At 34.8% G+C, this 18977-nt stretch carries 11 protein-coding genes and 1 tRNA gene; 8 read left to right on the top strand and 4 right to left on the bottom strand.

The features are described 5' to 3' along the window. Nucleotides 1-97 precede the first annotated feature (97 nt). The 3 genes from BOQ62_RS22260 to BOQ62_RS00405 form a co-directional block, all read right to left on the bottom strand. Complete coding sequence (locus BOQ62_RS22260; RefSeq protein ID WP_164976643.1) at nucleotides 98-256, bottom strand: hypothetical protein; 159 nt, start codon at nucleotides 254-256, stop codon at nucleotides 98-100. Nucleotides 257-769: 513 nt separating this feature from the next. Next, on the bottom strand, nucleotides 770-1744 hold the full coding sequence (locus BOQ62_RS00410) for a sterol desaturase family protein (RefSeq protein ID WP_129036491.1): 975 nt from the start codon (nucleotides 1742-1744) through the stop codon (nucleotides 770-772). Between the two features lie 11 nt (nucleotides 1745-1755). After that, nucleotides 1756-2406: a lysoplasmalogenase gene (locus BOQ62_RS00405; protein WP_129036490.1), complete on the bottom strand. Its 651-nt coding sequence runs from the start codon at nucleotides 2404-2406 to the stop codon at nucleotides 1756-1758. 457 nt (nucleotides 2407-2863) lie between these two features. On the opposite strand from BOQ62_RS00405, the gene BOQ62_RS00400 reads away from it, so the two are divergent. The 6 genes from BOQ62_RS00400 (at nucleotide 2864) to BOQ62_RS00380 (ending at nucleotide 13501) form a co-directional block, all read left to right on the top strand. After that, nucleotides 2864-3928 carry a hypothetical protein gene (locus BOQ62_RS00400; protein WP_129036489.1) on the top strand — a complete coding sequence of 355 codons (1065 nt, stop codon included), beginning with the start codon at nucleotides 2864-2866 and terminating at the stop codon, nucleotides 3926-3928. Between the two features lie 546 nt (nucleotides 3929-4474). Further along, on the top strand, nucleotides 4475-5104 hold the full coding sequence (locus tag BOQ62_RS00395) for an SDR family oxidoreductase (RefSeq protein ID WP_129036488.1): 630 nt from the start codon (nucleotides 4475-4477) through the stop codon (nucleotides 5102-5104). A 221-nt stretch (nucleotides 5105-5325) separates the two neighbouring features. Further along, nucleotides 5326-5640: a hypothetical protein gene (locus BOQ62_RS00390; RefSeq protein ID WP_129036487.1), complete on the top strand. Its 315-nt coding sequence runs from the start codon at nucleotides 5326-5328 to the stop codon at nucleotides 5638-5640. Nucleotides 5641-5678: 38 nt separating this feature from the next. After that, a complete protein-coding gene (locus tag BOQ62_RS00385) occupies nucleotides 5679-11888 on the top strand; it encodes a type I polyketide synthase (RefSeq protein WP_129036486.1) in 6210 nt (2069 codons plus the stop codon). Between the two features lie 930 nt (nucleotides 11889-12818). After that, nucleotides 12819-12974: a zinc ribbon domain-containing protein gene (locus BOQ62_RS24185; RefSeq protein WP_410494156.1), complete on the top strand. Its 156-nt coding sequence runs from the start codon at nucleotides 12819-12821 to the stop codon at nucleotides 12972-12974. A 188-nt stretch (nucleotides 12975-13162) separates the two neighbouring features. Continuing rightward, on the top strand, nucleotides 13163-13501 hold the full coding sequence (locus BOQ62_RS00380; RefSeq protein WP_129036485.1) for a hypothetical protein: 339 nt from the start codon (nucleotides 13163-13165) through the stop codon (nucleotides 13499-13501). Here the strand turns inward: BOQ62_RS00380 and BOQ62_RS00375 are convergent. After that, nucleotides 13496-13570: transfer RNA gene (locus BOQ62_RS00375), tRNA-Arg, on the bottom strand. The two genes, BOQ62_RS00380 and BOQ62_RS00375, sit on opposite strands and share 6 nt — an antisense overlap. Nucleotides 13571-13881: 311 nt before the next feature. On the opposite strand from BOQ62_RS00375, the gene BOQ62_RS00370 reads away from it, so the two are divergent. Both BOQ62_RS00370 and BOQ62_RS00365 read left to right on the top strand, forming a co-directional pair. After that, nucleotides 13882-15357 (top strand): response regulator, encoded by a 1476-nt coding sequence (locus BOQ62_RS00370; RefSeq protein WP_129036484.1) that lies wholly within the window; start codon nucleotides 13882-13884, stop codon nucleotides 15355-15357. 5 nt (nucleotides 15358-15362) lie between these two features. Next, nucleotides 15363-18971: a response regulator gene (locus BOQ62_RS00365; RefSeq protein ID WP_129036483.1), complete on the top strand. Its 3609-nt coding sequence runs from the start codon at nucleotides 15363-15365 to the stop codon at nucleotides 18969-18971. The last annotated feature ends 6 nt before the right edge of the window (nucleotides 18972-18977 follow it).

Below are 18977 nucleotides of genomic sequence, written 5' to 3'. Positions count from 1 at the left end.
GAGGTTGGATATTTGAAAAAAAGAAAATGTATCCAAGGTCAGGCAACGAAAAAGAAAATAAAGTACGGTTAAAAATAAAATATGATAGATTTTATCCTTAACCCTGTTTTTTTACTTCTCGTGAGCTGCCCCCTATATATGTAAGAGTAAATTTATTAAAGCTTCCATTATCAATACTATTTAAAAATTCTCTTAATTCCTCAATGTTGAATCGGTTGTCTACAGATTCACCCATGACAATGAATATTCTATCCATAAATATTTTGTTTTAATACGTATTAAACAAAATATTTCTATAATTAGTGATAAATTTGATGTTTTAGTACCACAATCCATTCTAGGAGGGTTTTGTTTTAGTATATTTAAATGTTCGATTAATTTAAATTTCGGATTATATGTATTCAACCTCCATTAATTGGAGGTTTTTGTATATTAGACTACTAGATAGCTCGAATTATCGACTACTTTAATCTATGTTGCCTCTCAATTATGAGAGGTTTTTTTATTGAGTGATTTTTAATGAAGCGTGACAAAACCAAGCCAATCATTTTGTCGTATATCATGATACAGCTCAAGTTTAATTGAGTTTTCATGGTTATTAGTTTTTATCCTCGGAGATCTCCGGGGATTTTTGTTTTTACTGAAAATCTCTACTTTTAAATGGCAAGGTTTTTTGGAGAAGGTCATTGCAATTTTAGGTGCTGCTGAATTTGTCCGGAATATTATCTTTTACAAGGATATGCATTTTTCATGTAAGCCAACTATCAGCTCATCTATTTTCTTTTAATTCTCGCTTCAAAGTAGCAATTCGTTCATCCTTACCGTTATGATGCCAGCCCGGAGCATTGAATATGTACCCCAGTTTCGCTTTCCATGTAGGTGCGTTTCGAATATCCTTTATCATATTTCCAAATTCGTCAAAGACGATATGAAAAACATTATAAGTATGAATGTTATGATAGATTCCGTAGTTCTTGGTTTTCTTTTCTTCCGCTTTATACGTGCCGAAGAGATGATCCCAAATCATCAAAATACCCCCATAATTGTTATCTAAATCCTCAACTTTTCGAGAATGATGCACTCGATGGTTGGATGGCGAATTGAATACTTTATCGAACCACCCTAATTTTCCAATAGCATTGGTATGCGGCCAAAATTGAAAAATCAAATTAAATTGATGCATCATAGCAATCATAATAGGATGAAAACCAATAATTATAAAAGGGATATACCAAATGTCTCGATATATGATTTCAAACCATCCCTGACGCAATGCAATAGCAAGACTCAAATGAGTAGCCGAATGATGATTCACATGACCTGTCCAAAATAATCTGATTTTATGACTCAATCGATGATGCCAATAAAATCCAAAATCCTGCACAATCATAACCAATAACCAAAGCCACCAGTGATCTACATGCCATTTTAAAGTGAAAAATTCATTGAAATCTTTGATCCCGAAAATATCGGTAAGTCTAAAATGATTGTAAATCCAAAAAAAGTAGGATAATGAAATAGCTTTCATCCCAAAGTCTAACATTACCGCCCCTATTCCCAATCCGATACTCGATACATTATCTTTGATGAGTCTTTTTGTGAATACTTTTTGAGGAATTTGATACAAAAATATTTCCCCTAATATCAACAAGATAAACACAGGAATAAAATACGTAACCGGATCAGTAAAATCCAATGGACTGAATAACCCAATACTATGAAAAAAGGTTATCTTTTCTTTCATAAGTCTTCATTTTATTGAATAATTCTATTCTTTTTTTCAACATCAACCACTCCCAATACCAACATCAATTGGGCTAAAACATACGTAATCATAACAACAAGTTCTTTCCCGATAGTATGCTGTACGAACATATTAATAGCCAATACAGAATCTGATAATACAAACAAAATAGCTCCTATGACTAATAATAAAGAACGAGTATTGATACTAAAATACAGCATCGTAGCAATGGTGATTCCGTAAATCACCACGGGTATCTTCATTTCGTTTAAATACGGATATATATAGTAAATAAACGAGCCTAAATATAGCAGAACAACGGTGATCCAAATCCACACATTTTTCTTTCTAATCTTAAAAAAATAAACGATGTAACAAATATGAGCCAATAAAAAGCTGCCCAAACCGGGCATAAATCCCCATCCGAATAACAAAAACACATCCCCAAAAAAACTCAAAATTAATCCAGACAAAAACCATTGGTTTATCCGAAATACATCCTGTTTGGAGTAAGTAAAATAAAACCAGATCATAATAGGTAACAACAGTGGCTTGGAAAGAAACCGCCAAGAACTACGATCTATCGCAATAAACACTAAATCAAATGCAAAAACGATGGAAAGAAGGACTAATAACAATTTGATATTGATAGATTTTATCATTATATTATTTTATAGTGATTTTTTAATTATCTTTTCTTATAATAATTTGGATATATTTCAGGTTCGCACCAAATCATTCTATATTTGACACATAGCCCAGATTGTTAAATTACAAATAAAACTAAGATAAAACTACTTTTGAATGTAAAATAACAATGCCTCACACTTCAGTTTATTTTATATTTTAGAAATAGACTATTATTAGAAGGATTATTGAACTTTAGGATCGTATAAATACTATCAAAAGCAATAATCTCAAGAAAGTATTCAAGAACTAAAAGAAAAAGGCGTATCATTTTAGCTGAAAATTATTTTTTCGGGGTTGGTTTGGGGTATTTAGTGTTTATCTTTTTCTGCAAATGGAGTAGGTACTACATGTACACCTGTTGTCAGTGTTAATGTCTTAACCGCTGCTGGAACATTTTCTCTATCTTGTGGTAGTGCCATGGTAAATGGTGTGTATACAAAAGGTACAGCCTTAAGCAGTACTAATACGATTGTATTGCCTGTAACTGTTACAACGTTAGGAAGTTATTCTGTTATAACAAACACAGTGGATGGTATTTCATTTAGGGGAGCGGGTACTTTTACAGTTAGTGGCAATCAAAATTTAACATTAACGGGAAGTGGGATACCAACTTCCACAGCTGATAAAGTTATGACAATAACCAGCAATAGTGCGGATGGAGCGAGTACTTGTAGTATTATTGTGGTTATAACTATCCCTATTAAAAAGGTTTTACATATCGGAGCTGAGACGGCTTATGGATATAGTGCTTATACAGGGCCTTCTAGAAGTTTAATGGACTCCTCAACTAATTTTGGAACAGTAGCAACAAGTATAGTAAAATCAGGTGGATACACGCACACTTCTTTAGGGGCATCTCCTGCAAATTCAGTATTACTTACAGCATTAAATAATAAGCCAGATATCGTAATTGTTGGATATCCTTATATTGCAGATGCTACCGCAGCGGGATATTTTGCTAACTATTTAAATAACAAAGGGGTTTTGATCGCATTTGGAGATGATACACCTTCTTCTCAAAACTTAATGAGAGCAATATTTTCTGATCCGGCGATTTCTACCGTTTATGGAGGTGGAGCAGGTTCCGTATATGCTATTTCCAACACAAACGATCCAATATTGAATGGCCCCTTTGGAGATGTCAGAGGAAAAAACTGGGGTGAAGATGCTTCTACAACCGTAAATATTTCTGGTCTTACCAGTGGTTTTATTCCCTATAGCTATGCTCAGCCAATTAACAGTACTACCTCTAGAACAGGAATTTCTGGATTAAGACATTCTTCCTTAAATTTTGTTTGGTTTGGAGATGGTGGATTTTTAAGTAATGAAAATGCAAATGAATATAATAGCGTAACTATTGAACCTTTTGTCGCTCCAAGTTCAGGTGGTTATCGCCCCATACAGAAATCTTCTTATGGCTATGCGGGTAATGGATATATTTCAGGAGGGATGCAGGTACAAAATGCCATCATATTTGCAAATATTTTAGCTTAGGCACTAAAGGTATCTGAATCTAATGGAATAAATACAAAATAACAAAAACACAAAATCTCTATATTTTTGTATTTATGTTTACCTTCACAATGAGTGACGGTAATTTTGTTCTTTCAATTTTAAGATTTTGACTATAATTTAGTTTATGCTAATGATGAGTATTTTTACTGCTTTCACTAAGGCTCTAATGAATTATAATTTGATAATATTATATTAAAAATAGTAGAATATTAGAAAAACTATAGTAATTTATTTTGAATAGGGATGATGTATTCATTTATTTCAACACTCGGGCAAATATCATATTGCAGGTTCTGCCAAATTCAATGCGACAATTAGGTATTTATTTTCCAAACCATTTTTTTTAAAGAGTAATTTTTAAATTGTATTAATGCAAATTTAAAAAATGTTTTAAATTACGGTTTTTTTATGTTAAAAAATAGCTAATAATTGTTTATTTTTGAAAATAAAATAAAAATATAGGTTTTTTATTATTTCATATGTATAGATCTGTACTTACTTCTTATTATATAAAAATTTTTTCCAATGATAAAAACAAATATACTGATTACCGGAGCAACGGGAATACTTGGAAGACATGTATTGTATGAACTATTGCGCCAATATGCAGATGGTCAAAAAAAAGGAAAGCTAATAGTAATTATAAGATCTAAGTCCGGTCAAACTGGACATGAAAGATTAGTGTCAATAGTTAGGCATCGCTTTAGACCTGCTTATCTGGATAAATATAATGAGGATGAACTCCTGAAACATATTGTTCTTATTGAAGCAGCTATAGAAGAGCTCACCAATGTACATCTTGAAGTTCTTGGAAATTACAATAATTTCTATGTTATACATGCTGCTGCAGAAACGGATTTATCTAATACAGCTGCGGCACATGAAAAAGTTTTTACTCATAACTATCTGGCTACCAAGCATATATTGCAATGGGTTACTCCAAGATTATATAGGTTTATTTTTATAAGCACTACTTTTTCTAAAGGCAGGTATAATCCTGTAGTCTCCAACCAGTACATCTCGTTTGATGAGAATCATAATCCTGTTGTTGAGGAAATTTTACAACATAGAATTCCATATGAGGAGTTCAAAATAAAGATGGAGCTGGAGCTTATTCAATATTGCCAGCAGCATGAAAAAAATGGCAGATTATAAGACCTTCTAGTATTTGTGGACGCATGCTTGATGAACCTCTATATTACACTCCAGAGTTCAATGTATTCTATATGTTAGGTAAGTTTTTACTGGCATGTTCATCTACAGATATAATTCAACCGGGAGAAAAAATCAGAATTGAGTCAAATCCAACAGGTAGTATGAATATTGTTCCTGTTGATTATGTAGCTAAAACGATCGCCTGTTCATTTGATAATAATATGATTGAACAACTAAATGCTGTGAGTGTAAATCAGGTATCCATCACTTATTTGCTTCAGTGTATATGCAGTTATGAAGGTATAAGATGTGAGCTTATCGATGCTCCTCCACTTCGTGAAACCATGACGAAAACAGAAAAGCAATATTATGACGTGATAGCTCCAGTACTCTCTCATTACTTAATGATTCCTCACCATCAGTTTGATACCACTACTCTTAAAGAAATCATGGCAGATGTTCCCGAGATAGATGTTGAAAGGAGATTTAAAGATTTGTACTCCTTCGCATATGAAAATGAATTCCGATCGCTTTAAATTATTATAAGAAACAAACCTAAATTACAAATATTTCTATGAAACAAAAAAAGATTGCCATTATTGGGATTGGTTGCCGATATGCAGGCAATATTACCAATTCCGAAAGCTTCTGGACCCAGTTAAAAAACTGTAAAGATGCTATAGTTGATGTTCCGACCGACCGGTGGAGTTTGGATAAATTCTATGATCACAATGAAGATGCTCCGGGAAAAATGTATACAAAAAAAGGTGCATTTTTACAACAAAGTATTTATGATTTTGATTATAACTTTTTTGGTATTTCGGCCAGGGAAAGTATGACACTTGATCCTCAGCAAAAACTTTTACTTGAAATAGCTTATGAAGCATTCGATGATGCTGGATTGGATATTCATTCACTCAAAAAGACAAATACAGGGGTTTTTATTGGTGGATTTATGTTAGATAATTTATTGTTACGAACCACAGGTGACACATTACGATACATAAACACACATACTCCTACGGCAGGTACCGCTACGTTACTATCTAACAGGCTATCCCATGCTTTTGACCTAATGGGTCCTTCTTTTAGTGTTGATACAGCCTGTTCTTCATCAATGGTTGCTATCCACTTAGCTTGCCAGGCTATTAAAAATAATGAAACGGATATTGCCATTGCCGGAGGAGTGAATATAATGATCAATCCTGCTGCAAGTATATTAATGTCTAAGGGAAAATATCTGGCCAGAGACGGAAGATCTAAAGCTTTTTTTGAACAAGCTGACGGGTATGGAAGAGGAGAAGGTGCTGGTCTGATCGTCTTAAAAGAACTTGATAAGGCAATAGAAGATAATGATGATATTTATGCTGTTATCGAAAGTACTGCCATTAACCAGGATGGGAGGACAGAGGGGATATCCCTCCCCAACCAGGAAGCCCAAATCAATGTTATAAAAGATGCTCTTAAGGCATGTAATATATCCCCATCTTCCATAGATTATGTAGAGGCTCACGGTACTGGTACAAAGGCCGGTGATCCCATTGAATTGGGTGCGTTGGGATATATATATGGTAAAGATAGAAAATCCCCCTTACCTGTGGGTTCAGTAAAGATAAATATTGGTCATACAGAGGCAGCTTCCGGCGTAGCTGGAGTTATTAAAGCAGCATTAGTACTGAAAAATAGAGAAATTTTACCCCACATGAACCTTGGCCCATTAGCCTCTCATATACCTTTTGATGAGCTAAATATCAATATCCCTTTACGGGGAGATAATTGGTATTTAGATAAAAAACCAACTCTGGCAGCTGTTAATTCCTTTGGATATGGTGGAACCAATGGACATGCTATTTTATCGGGGTTTGATCAGGTGGTTTCTCCTCAAATTAAAGAAAATTTAAAGACTTATCAATTTGTCATTTCAGGCAAATCAGTAAGGTCATTGAAAGAGAATGCAGAAAATTTGCTGAATTTTCTTGAGAAAGAAAAGGCTATATCCCTTAATAATTTAGCCTATACGTTAACTAAAAGGAAAACTAGACATGACTTTGCCTGGGTGCTGGAAGCAGGAAGTAGAGAAGGATTGATAGAGGCTATTGAACTAAAATTACAAAAAGAGGAATATCCTAAAGTATCAGCAACCCATGATCAAAGATTAGTCTGGGTATTTACAGGTATGGGGCCTCAATGGTATGGTATGGGAAAAGAGCTTTATAATGAGAATAGCGTATTTAGGAACACCATAGATAAATGTGATGCAATTTATAGTGCTATTGCTGGTTATTCACTGCTTGCTGAGATGCAGAAGCCAGAAGCTACATCACAAATTACCAAAAATTATTTAGCCCAGCCTGCCAACTTTTTTATACAAATAGGGCTTAGTGAGATGTTAGCATCAAAAGGAGTACAGCCGGATGCAATAATTGGACATAGTGTAGGAGAAGTTGCTGCGGCAGTTATTGCTAAGGCGATGACTTTGGAAGAAGGGGTTGAGATGGTATATCACAGAGGAACAATTCTTCAAAAAATAGCAGGTAGAGGTACATTACTATCTGTTGGATTGGATTATGAAAATGCTGCTCATTACTTAAAATCATTTTCAACTTTAGAAATAGCGACTATTAACTCTCCGCAATCGTTAACGATAGCAGGAGCTGAAGATGACTTAAGCCTACTTGATCGACAGCTAACAAGTGATGGTATTTTTTCAAAATTTGTGCGGGTAGAAGTAGCTTATCATTCTTCACAGGCTGAGATACTGAAAGAAGAATCCCTGGAAGCATTCTCCTTTGTCAAACCTACTTTACCTGTCATTCCTTTATACTCAACGGTCACTTCACAACGGGTTAATTCAGTGGCACATAATGCTGAATACTGGTGGATGAATATACGTTACGAAGTGTTTTTCAGTCAGACTCTTGGAAATCTTATTAGCCAGGGTTATACTAATTTTATGGAAATTGGTCCGCATCCTGTATTAGGTGGCTCTATCAGAGAAATAGCTGCGGACTTGGGAGCAAGGGTAAATACTTTTTATACATTAAAACGTCACTCTGAAGAAAGAGCTTCTATTGACGCAAATATAGAAGGTCTTATTGGGGCGGGTGTTAACGTTTCATTAAATCCGGGAATTAATGGTCAACCAATAAGGTTACCTGGATATGGTTGGGATAAAGAAGAGTCATGGATGCAAGCAAATGAAATCAGCAGTTTTCTAGCAGGAGAAAATAATGCAAATCCTTTTTTGCAGGAAAAACTGGATGGACCTGATATTTGCTGGAAAACACAAATAAACAGACCTGCTTTATCATATTTCAAAGATCACCAAATCGGAAATAGCATCATTTTTCCCGGGGCGGGATATATAGAAAGTATATTATCAGTACTATCCGCTAAGTCATCAGGTGGAACGTTGATTGCAGACTTCATAGAATTTACTTCACCACTTTCCTTTAGAGAAGGAGAATTCCCGGAACTGTTTACTGCGCTAAGCCCTGATGGGGTGTTTTCTATTTCGTCAAAAATTAATAATAACTGGACTGTTCATGCAAAGGGCATAGCATGGACCACTGATAAATATATACCTTTGCCAATTCGTAATATTAGCTCACTGCTGTTGTTTCCTGAAGTTTTTAAAAAGACTGATGCCTACCGTTATTTTTCATCTATTGGACTGAACTATCAAACATCGTTTCAAACCATTTCTTCTTACTCATTTGTAAATAGTAATGAAGTGTTTGCTGTTTTACAAAATTCATTAAAAGAAGGGTCAGAAGTGCAGTCTATTGTATCTCCTGCTATTTTGGATGGAGCATTTCAATCTATTTTGCTTTTGTCTGCCAACAATAACCCCGGTAAAACCTATCTCCCCATTAAAATTGATAGCATTAAAGTATTTGCTCCTTTGTCATCAACTGTTTATTGTGTAGCAAGTATCATTGAGGAAACAGCAAGTAATCTTACAGGAAATTTACAATTGTTAGATAGGGACGGAAATATCTTAGTTGATCTTCAAGGGTTGTTTTGTAAAACAGCACAAATTGAGAGTGATTCCAACCAACAGCAGAAGTGGATATACAAATATAGTTTCGCTCCCTATCAGTTGACAGGAAATGATAAGTTTGCTCAGATTCCTTTAGTAGCAACTGGTGATCGCTCAGTATTTAATACTCTTTCTTTTCCTTCCGAACTTCCGATTCACTTTATTCCGGTCGATGAATTGAGCTCAATTCAAGATAAAGAGTTTCAATTAGTATACATTGCATCAAAAGCTGAAAAGGATAGCGTGGTGGACGCCTTGGCTGATTGTCACCGGTTAATTACATTATTACAGCATAATGTTGTAAAGAAGCAGCTGCATCGTTTATTACTATTGGTACAATATGGTCTTATCGATGAAACCCTTCCAACGATCGAGAAAATATCTCCTCATCATACAGCGTTGACAGGTTTTGCCAGGGTCGTTGCTATTGAAATGCCACACATCCAATTAAAAACTATTGATTTGCAGCATTCATTGGATGAAAATGGGCTGCAAACACTTGTTCAAAGTTCATTTAAAGAAGAGGAGTTAATTTATACTACATCTGGATGGAGCCAAGGTAAGCTAGTACGAGAGGATATTTCTTATCCACAAAGGGCGAAAAATCTGACAAAGAAAAAAGAAAATCAAGCCTTCCGATTCGATATATTACAAAAAGGTAAAATAGATAGTATTGTTTTCAGAAATATGGAGGTAGAAGCCCCAGGTATTAACGAAGTACAAATAAAGGTAGCTGCGTCATCCCTTAATTTTAAAGATGCTATGAAGGCTATGGGATTGTTGAATGAAGCTGCATTGGAGAATACCCTTTTTGGAACTGATTTTGGTATGGAAGGTGCAGGTATTATTACACAGCTACATCCCTCTGTTACTGAATTTAAAGTAGGCGACAGAGTCTATTTCAATGGGAATGGTTTAAGAACATATATTAATGTAAATAAGGATTTTGTACACAAATTGCCTGAAGAAATTTCTTTCCTGGAAAGTTCAACCTTTTTAGTTTATCTTACTGCTTGGGTAACATTGGTTGAACTCGGACATTTACAAAAAGGAGAGCGTATACTTATTCATGCGGCTGCAGGAGGCGTGGGACTGGCAGCATGTAATATAGCATTAAGTAGAGGTGCTATAATATATGCTACTGCGGGTACCGATGAAAAAAGAGCCCTACTAAAAACAATGGGTATTGAAAATATTTATGATTCAAGATCATTGAATTTTTATGAAGATATTTTAGAGCATACTAATGAACAGGGTGTTGATGTGGTGTTAAACTCATTGGCTGGGCCTGCTTTATATAGAAGTTTACGTCTAATCAGAACATCAGGAAGATTTATAGAAATAGGTAAGCAGGATATTACAACCAATAACAAATTATCACTTCTTCCCTTTAACAAAAGCATACAGTTTATTGCATTTGATCTTGATAAAAGTATACTGCTGTCACCACTTCGTTTTCGAGAATTTTTTGAAAGCTTCCTTCATGCTTACTCTGAAAAAAAACTACCATCGCTTCCTTATGAAGTCTTTACAGTAGGGCAAAGCAAAGAAGCTTTCAAAAAATTAGCTTCTGGAAACTTTTCCGGAAAAGCCATTATAGATTTTACAAATCAAGACATTGAAACGGTTCCGGAATTAAGAGAAAATTTAAGCTTCAAAGAAAATGAATGTGTTTTAATAACCGGAGGTTGTAGTGGTTTTGGTTTGAGAACAGCATTGTGGTTGGCAGGACAAGGTGTGAAGCATCTTATACTGGCAAGCAGAAACGGAAAAATAACCAATGGAGACTTGCCGATTCAAAAAAAAATAGAAGCATATGGTTGTTCGGTGTACCCTATTCAAATAGATGTTACCAATAAAGAATCCGTAAAAATAGCTTTAGACTACTCTTCGGATAAAAAGCTACAATTGACTGGTGTTATCCATGCAGCGGCTGTTCTTGAAGATTCTGTTATAGAATCTATTACAAATGATTCTTTCGACAAGGTGTTTTTACCTAAAGCACAAGGAGCATTATATCTTCATGAACAAACGAAAGATATCCCTTTAAAATTCTTTATATGCTATTCCTCTGCATTAAGTTATATTGGTAATCCAGGACAGCTGGCTTATGTTACAGCGAATTGCTTTTTAGATGGACTCACATTAGACAGAATAAGACAAGGGTTTCCTTCTACAAGTATAAGTTGGGGAGCTATGGCAGAAACAGGGATGGTAGCAAGAAACCACATGGTACAATCTCATTTAACCAATATCGGGTTTAAATTAATTCCTCCATCGGTTGGACTTAACTTAATGGGTGATGCCATCAGGAACTTTCAAAACCACATTGGTATTATTGATGTAGATTGGAATAAAATGTCTGATTCCCTTCCTGGTTCCTGGAAAAGATTAAGTGGTTTACTTGATAGTCAGCATAATGAATCTTTATCTGCTTTTATCAGTAATCTTTTTACACTGGAAGAGACAAAATGGGATCATATTATCATAGATGGAATTAAAGAATTAATTACTGAGATTACAGGTGGTAATAAAGAGTTATTAACTCCTGACAGTAAATTAACAGATCTTGGATTTGATTCCATAATGTCGGTTGAATTAGTTGTAGCTATTCAGTCTAACCTTGGTATTAATTTATCAATAATGGAAATACTTGGAGCAAACACTATAGTTCAACTTGCAGAGATTACAAAAGTTAAGATCCTTCTATTAAAAAGTACATTAAATGATAATTGTTTTTAGTGCTGAAGTATTTTAACAATATATTTATCCAAAAAAAAATAATCTGGGATTTCATTTAATTGTGAAAACCAGATTGTTTTTTATTCATGCATCTCAGTATTAGAAAAGAAATTATTTAAGAATGACAACTCATTTTTTTAAATCTTATCTGAATGACTACATAAATTTTTTTAACAATAAGAATATTTCATTACCAACTTGATATGAATATTAAAAGTGTTGAGTGTTGTATTGACTGTGCCAACCCTTAAGGTTGAATTAGAAATGTATTAAAAGTTCTGTTGATCGAAACTTTTAATATACTTATTGTTAAATGTTTGATCCATAATAGATAATTTCTAAAATTTGTCAAAAAAAGTAATGAAACTAATGAAACAAAAGATTTTATTTATTATTCCTTGCAATGCTTCTTTAGGGCATCTTCTTCCTGAGACATTTCGTCCCTATTTTATTTTTATAAAGAATAAATATGTAATTGATTTTGCAATTAGCAAAGAACAATCTACTGCCAGATCTACAAAAATGATGATTTCCTTGATCTTAATTTTCTCAGGTGTTTTGAACAAAAAAATCATTTTCTCTTGAAGATGTTGATTTACAAAATTATAGAGCTATTTATATTCCAGGTGGATTTGTTCAAATGGCAAACAATAAAAGACTTCAAGATTTCCTGCTTAAAACGTATGAAAAAAATCGTAATTGGGCTTATAGTGTATATTCCAGATAAACTGACCACCTAATTCCTGACTAAATTGACCACTAAGAATGAAGTCAAAAACGTTGTCTAAAAGATGGTTTAAAAATATAAAATAAATCTTTACATGTTCCTCTTGTAAGTGAGACCCTATTTAATAAAGTTCAATTAATTTTAGAAGTAATAAAAGAAAAATCCGAAAGTATGTAAAATTTAGTTCTGCTGAGGTTTTTCCATTGAGAGGTTTTTTGACTTGTCCTAAATGTGGGAGAAATTTAACTGCTAGTGGATCAAAGGGAAGTCAGAAAATATATTATTACTATCTTGCAAATCATCTTGTGGATTTAGACAAAGTGCTGAACTTACCAATAATCTTTTTGTTGAGGAATTAAAGAAATATGAATTTCTTCCATCGGTTCAGAAAATCTTACAAAATATCCTATTAACAGCTTATAAAAAGTACAATAGCAAAGCTGGCGATAGAAGAAAGAAAATAATTTCTGAAATAAAGAATTGTAATGCTAAAATAGCTCTTGCACTGGAAAAATTATTATCAGAAAAGATTGAAGATGACGATTATATGATTATTAAAGCACAGTATAAACAAAAAATTGAAATTCTGGAAAATGAACTTCATTCTTGTTTAATTGCTACTCGTAATCCCGAAAAAGTTGATGATCGTTTAAACAAGGCTCTATCAGTTATATCTAACTTATCATTATTATACCAATCAAGTAGTGTAGAAGCAAAAAGAAAAATAATTAGTTCGATATATCCCGAAAATCTTGAGTTTACAGGAATTGATTATCGAACTAACAGAGTGAATTCTATATTAAGCAGTATATCACTTATATCCAACAGGTTATATGATTTGAATAATGAAAAAATGATAAAAAAACAGCTTATCCCTGTCTGGTAGCCCCACCAGGGATCGAACCTGGATCTAAAGTTTAGGAAACTTTTATTCTATCCATTGAACTATGAGGCCTGGCTGAGATCATAAAATTACAAATTATTTGGCGGAGTAGCTTAATGCTCAGGATATTGATTGAAGGGGACATCTTTAATAATGAATGCTCAAGTATGTTTTAGGAGTTTTATCATCTGGCTTTCTGTGAAATTATATAAAATTTTTTTTAAATGAGATGAACTGCCTTAATCCTCATTTTATTCCTGTTTAAAGCACAAAATGTGGTATGAAATAGTTATTCATAACACTTTAAAAATTGCTATGCTTTGAAATATTGTAAGTATTTTTGAGGTTTAAATATCTGTAACTAATTATTGATTTTAACTTCTATGATTTTAATTGTTGATGACAATCAAAGTAATCTTTATTCATTGCAAAAATTACTAGAGTCCAAAGATTTTCAGGTGGAAACAGCCAATTCTGGTGAAGAGGCTCTGGGTAAAGCCCTTAAGAATGACTATGCCCTCATTATTCTGGATGTTCAGATGCCTGATATGGACGGCTTTGAAGTAGCAGAAACACTGGCAGATTATAGTAAAACTAAAGAAGTTCCCATTATATTTTTATCCGCTGTCAATACAGACAAAAAATTTATAACAAAAGGCTATGCTTCTGGTGCTAAAGACTATGTCACCAAACCTGTAGATCCTGAAATTCTTTTACTCAAAGTAAAAACATTCTATAATCTTCAGGAGCAGAATATAGCAATGAAAAAGACTCAGCAGAATCTTGAGCTGGAGGTTAAGGGAAGACGTGAATCACAAGTGACGATGAAGTCTCAGATAGACCATTTTCACTTAATGCTGGAGTCACTTCCACAAATTGCATTTACCCTGAATGAATCAGGAACCGTTGATTTTGTGAATGGTAAATGGTATGAATATTCAGATTCCGAACAGAATTTTCCTGAAATATATCCCGATGACCCTGATATCACAGAAGAATTTGAGAGATGCAGAAAAAAAGGAAAAGCTCTTGAGCTGGAAGTTAGAATTAAAAATGTGGTTTCAGGTAATTATCGCTATCATTTGCTTAGAGTAACTCCGGTATATGATGAAGGCCGTATTAAAAACTGGGTGGGAACTTTTACCGATATTGATGATCAGAAGAAAGTTGAAAAAGAAAAAGATGAATTTTTAAGCATCGCAAGCCATGAGCTGAAGACTCCTTTAACAAGTATTAAAGCCTATGTTCAGCTATTAGAAAGAAAATTGAAACTCGATAAAGAAAGCTCAGAAGCAGGATTTGTAACAAAAGTTCAGGGGCAGATTGAAAAGCTGAATACCCTGATCACTGACCTGCTGGATGTTTCTAAAATAGAAAATGGCAAGCTGAAAATCAATAAAAAACCCGTTAATCTGGAAAATTTGATCAGTAATGCAATTGAAACAATCATACAAACTCATGATCAGCGTGAAGTGAAAATTGAGCGTCACGGAACAAAACCGGATATTTTAATTCCTTTAGACGAAATCCGTATAGAGCAGGTGCTCATTAACTTTCTGACCAATGCTATCAAATATTCACCAGATAATAATCAGGTTATTGTCACCACTTTTGTAGATGAAGAAGCTGAAGAAGTAAGAGTGAATGTAACCGATTTTGGAATTGGTATCCCGGATTTTAAACAGGATGCTGTCTTCAAAAAATTCTATCGTGTAGAAGAATCTTCTCTACAGTTTCAGGGAATGGGAATCGGATTGTTTATCTGCTCCGAGATCATCAAACAACATCATGGAAACGTTGGCGTTTCCAGTATAGTAGATGAAGGATCTACTTTTTATTTCACATTACCACTAAACTAATTTTAATGCCGAAAAAAATAATAAGAAATCTTCAGTTTGGAGTAGGTCTTTCCCTTTTGATTTTAATAGCCAGCTCACTGGCCTCTTATTGGAGTATTCAAAATCAAATGAATCACCGTGAAAGTCTTTCCAAAAGCAGACGTTCTGTAACAGCCGTGAAAGATGTGCTGGTTGCTTTACTGGATGCAGAAACAGGAAACAGAGGGTATCAGCTTACCGGAAGGGAAGATTTTCTTGAACCTTATAAACGGGGATTAAGAGAATATCCTAAAGCTTTGGTACGTGCTGAATCTTTGGGTATCAATGATCAGAATCAAATTCAAAGACTTGCCGGTTTAAAAACAGCAGTTGATCAGGTAATGCAGAACCTGAAGCATTTGGTTGAGAACAGACGAAGAGGTATTATCATGACGCAACAGGAGATTACGGAGGGTAAAACCTATATGGATCAGTGCCGGAAAATTGTCAATGATTTTGTACAATATGAAGAAAGTCAGGTTGAATTTAAAAATAACGATCTCAACCGTTCCTCCGGTACAACTGTTATTTTTATCCTTTTTTCTGCAATGGCTGCAGTAGTAGTCACTACATTCTTCTATATAAAGATGCGTGCAGATCTTATCCGAAGAGATAAGCTGGAGAAAATGCTTAAAGAAAAAGATGAAGAAATGACACGCCGTGTAAGTGCTATTCAAAAGATAGCCAACAGAGTAGCTAATGGTGATTACAGTGAAAAAATAGCGGATAATGCTCAAGATGATCTTGGAGATCTTGTAGGATCTCTCAATCACATGACAGAATCCCTCAAAACCTCTTTTGATAAAATTAATAAGAGTGACTGGCGTCAGAAAGGACTTGCTTTACTCAATGAATCCCTGGTAGGGAATAAGACTGTGCAGGAAGTTTCCAATAAATCTTTAATGCAGCTGATTGAATACGGAAATTGCATTAATGGCTCCCTGTATTTATATGATGAAGGTATTTTAAAGCTTAATAAAGCATTTGGATTAGAATCCAATATGAAAAAAGCTTTTGAGCCCGGAGAAGGAATGGTGGGACAGGCTTTTGTTAATGCGAAGACACAGGTTTATAATAACCTTCATGAAGAGGATTTTGTGGTCACTTTTGCCAGCAGTACCATAAAAATTTACGGAATTATATTGCTTCCGCTGTTTGCCGACGGCCACATAATAGGAGTATTGGAGCTTGGAGCTACTTCTAATTTTGAGGAAGACAGAATAAGCTACTTTGAGGAATGTTGCACCAATATAGGAATTGCCCTGAGCGCAGCAAAAGGCAGAGAAAAAGAACAGCAGCTGCTGGAAGAAACGCAGACGCAGTCTGAAGAATTGCAGGTTCAGCACTCTGAGCTTGAAAATCTGAATACAGAACTGGAAGCACAAACCCAAAAACTTCAGGCATCGGAAGAAGAGCTTAAAGTACAGCAGGAAGAGCTGATGCAGGCCAATGCAGAACTGGAAGAACGTTCTAGATTGCTGGAAGAAAAAAATCATTTGATTGCTGAACGTAATAATGAAATTCAGAAAAAAGTAGAGGAGCTGGCATTAAGCACCAAATACAAATCTGAGTTTTTAGCCAATATGTCCCACGAATTGCGTACTCCACTGAATTCAATTCTTCTTTTATCCCGATTAATGACGGAAAATCCTGATGAAAATCTCAATGAAGACCAGATGGAATCTGCCAAAGTAATTCATAGTTCGGGAACAAGCTTATTAACCCTTATTGATGAAATTCTGGATCTTGCCAAAATAGAATCCGGTAAAATGACTCTTGAATATCAGGACGTAACCCTTGAAGAAGTGGTGAAAGATCTGAAAAGTCTTTTCAATCCGGTATTCCAGGAGAAAGCGCTTCCGTTTAATATCGAAATTGATGCAAATGTACAGAAGGTTATCGAAAGTGACCGCCTAAGAATCGATCAGGTATTGAGAAATTTATTGTCAAATGCTTTAAAATTTACCACAAAAGGAAGCATCGGTTTACACATCAAAAAACATTCTGAAAAACCTGCTTTTATTATATTCTCAGTGAAAGATACAGGTGTTGGAATTGCTGAGGACAAGCAAAAAATCATCTTTGAAGCATTTCAGCAGGCAGACGGCTCTACCAAAAGAAAGTTCGGAGGTACAGGTTTGGGGCTGTCGATAAGTCGCGAAATTGCAAGACTTCTTGGAGGTGAGCTGGTTCTGAAAAGCGAGATAGACAAGGGAAGTGAGTTCAGTTTTATCATTCCTGTATATGCCGTAACTGAAATCACGCACTCTGAAACAGATCAGGATCTTGTAGAGGTGATCCGTGAAGATGTGGAAGAAATCCAAAATATTCTTGATGATGGAGAAACAAAATTAATTCCCGTAAATACCCTTGAAATTCCTGAAGATGTAGCGGACGACAGAGAAAATATTCAGGAAGGAGATAAAGTTATTCTGATCATTGAAGATGATATCAATTTTGCAAAAGCTTTATTGAAATATGCCCATTTGCAGAGCTATAAAGGAGTGGTTGTAGTAAGAGGAGACCATGGGCTTTCAGCGGCTCAGAAGTACCATCCGCATGCTATTTTACTGGACGTTCAGCTTCCTGTAAAAGATGGCTGGGAGGTCATGGACGAACTGAAGTCTGATCTTTATACCAAACATATTCCGGTTCATATGATGTCTGTGCTTCATCTTAAAAAAGAAAGTTTGATGAAAGGTGCTGTTGACTTCATTAACAAGCCGGTAGCTTTGGATAAAATGACCGACGTATTCAAAACAATTGAAGAAGCTTTGAAAAAAGGATCTCAAAAAGTTCTGATTGTAGAAGAAAATGCCAAACATGCCAGTGCACTGTCTTATTTCCTGAGCAATTTTAATATTTCTTTATCCGTAGAACATACAGTGGAAGATAGTGTAAAAGCACTGACTTCGGATCTTGTGGACTGCGTTATTCTGGATATTGGAAGCACAAAAGGAAATGATTATCACGTCATAGAATCCATCAAAAGCCATGAAGGACTGGAAAACCTTCCCATCATCATCTTTACAGAACATCATTTATCTAAAGAAGAAGAGCTTAAAATAAAACAGTATGCAGATTCAATTGTTGTAAAAACAGCACACTCATACCAAAGAATTTTAGATGAAGTAGGGTTGTTCCTGCATCTGGTAGAAGAAAAAAACAATTCAGCAGAAAGTAACACAGGCAGAATGCTGGGCTCTTTAACAGAGGTTCTGAGTGGCAAAAAAGTACTGATTACCGATGATGATGTCCGCAATATTTTTTCTTTAACCAAAGCACTGGAAAAATATAAAGTGGAGGTTATCGTAGCCATGGACGGAAAGCATGCCTTGGAGCAAATTCATCAACATCCGGATATAGATGTCATTTTAATGGATATGATGATGCCGGAAATGGATGGCTATGAAACCATAAAACAGATCAGAAAAATGCCGGCATTTAAAAGGCTGCCTATTATAGCAGTAACCGCAAAATCAATGATTGGCGACCGTGAGAAATGCATTACGGCCGGAGCTTCGGATTATATCTCAAAACCTGTAGATATTGATCAGTTGTTGTCGCTGCTTCGCGTTTGGTTGTATGAAAGTTAAACAGAT

It is taken from the genome of Chryseobacterium sp. CH21 (genome assembly GCF_004119445.1).
Classification (GTDB): domain Bacteria; phylum Bacteroidota; class Bacteroidia; order Flavobacteriales; family Weeksellaceae; genus Chryseobacterium.
Note: the sequence above shows the minus strand (reverse complement) of the source record. Positions and strands in the feature narration are given on the sequence as shown.

Coding starts and splice junctions, on each gene's coding strand:
- BOQ62_RS22260 (WP_164976643.1), bottom strand. CDS start 256: ATGGATAGAATATTCATTGTCATGGGTGAATCTGTAGACAACCGATTC.
- BOQ62_RS00410 (WP_129036491.1), bottom strand. CDS start 1,744: ATGAAAGAAAAGATAACCTTTTTTCATAGTATTGGGTTATTCAGTCCA.
- BOQ62_RS00405 (WP_129036490.1), bottom strand. CDS start 2,406: ATGATAAAATCTATCAATATCAAATTGTTATTAGTCCTTCTTTCCATC.
- BOQ62_RS00395 (WP_129036488.1), top strand. CDS start 4,475: ATGATAAAAACAAATATACTGATTACCGGAGCAACGGGAATACTTGGA.
- BOQ62_RS00390 (WP_129036487.1), top strand. CDS start 5,326: ATGATTGAACAACTAAATGCTGTGAGTGTAAATCAGGTATCCATCACT.
- BOQ62_RS00385 (WP_129036486.1), top strand. CDS start 5,679: ATGAAACAAAAAAAGATTGCCATTATTGGGATTGGTTGCCGATATGCA.
- BOQ62_RS00380 (WP_129036485.1), top strand. CDS start 13,163: ATGATTATTAAAGCACAGTATAAACAAAAAATTGAAATTCTGGAAAAT.
- BOQ62_RS00370 (WP_129036484.1), top strand. CDS start 13,882: ATGATTTTAATTGTTGATGACAATCAAAGTAATCTTTATTCATTGCAA.
- BOQ62_RS00365 (WP_129036483.1), top strand. CDS start 15,363: ATGCCGAAAAAAATAATAAGAAATCTTCAGTTTGGAGTAGGTCTTTCC.